Origin of the sequence: Micromonospora sp. LOL_021 (assembly GCF_048060215.1) — a bacterium.
Taxonomy (GTDB): domain Bacteria; phylum Actinomycetota; class Actinomycetes; order Mycobacteriales; family Micromonosporaceae; genus Micromonospora_E.
This window is the reverse complement of the sequence record NZ_JBHMIN010000141.1, coordinates 1-743: the sequence shown is the minus strand read 5'-3', so window position 1 is coordinate 743 and position 743 is coordinate 1. Positions and strand designations below refer to the sequence as shown.

Here is a 743-nt window from a genome sequence, read left to right as displayed (position 1 = left end):
TCGTCGAGGGCGACCCGAAGACCGCGGCGGGGCGGCGGGCGGTCGCCCTGGACAAACGCACCGTCCAGGTCCTGCGCGCGCACCGACGCCGTCAACTCGACCAGAGGACCGGGACCACCGCCGACGGCAGGCCCTGGACCGACACCGGGTACGTGTTCACCCGCCCCGACGGGCTGCCGATCAACCCGAACTACGCCACCACCCGGTTCCGCAAACTGGTCCACCGGGTCGGGCTGCCGCCGGTACGGCTGCATGACCTGCGTCATGGCGCGGCGTCTCTGGCGCACCACGCCGGCGCCGACCTGAAGACCCTGCAGGATCTGCTCGGGCATTCCAGCGTCGTGGTCACCGCCGACACCTACACCAGTGTCCTGCCCGAGGCGCAGCGGCGCTGCGCCGACGCCACCGCCAACCTCGTCCTCGCTGCTGCCCGCCGCACCCGCAGGAAGATCAGGAACAAGGCCCGGAACAACCGGCCGACCCGCCGGCCGAAACCAGGTGCCCCGACCCCCGCCGCCCCGGCCGTGGCGGCGAAGCCGCAGGTCACCAGGCCGGGAGGCTCGGGAAACCGCCGACGGGCGTGGCACCCACGTCGCACCCACGTGACACCCACCGTCCACACCATCCGGACAGCAAGAAAGGCCCAAGCCGCATTCCCACAGCTCGGACCCCTGATGATCTTGCGCGCCCGAAGGGACTCGAACCCCTAACCTTCTGATCCGTAGTCCAAAGCGGACAATCAA

At 70.7% G+C, this 743-nt stretch carries 1 protein-coding gene; it reads left to right on the top strand.

From position 1 onward, the window contains the following. Positions 1 to 710 (top strand): tyrosine-type recombinase/integrase (locus ACFHWT_RS31375; RefSeq protein ID WP_416598319.1); only part of this gene is annotated, 710 nt, incomplete at its 5' end. Between the last annotated feature and the right edge of the window lie 33 nt (positions 711 to 743).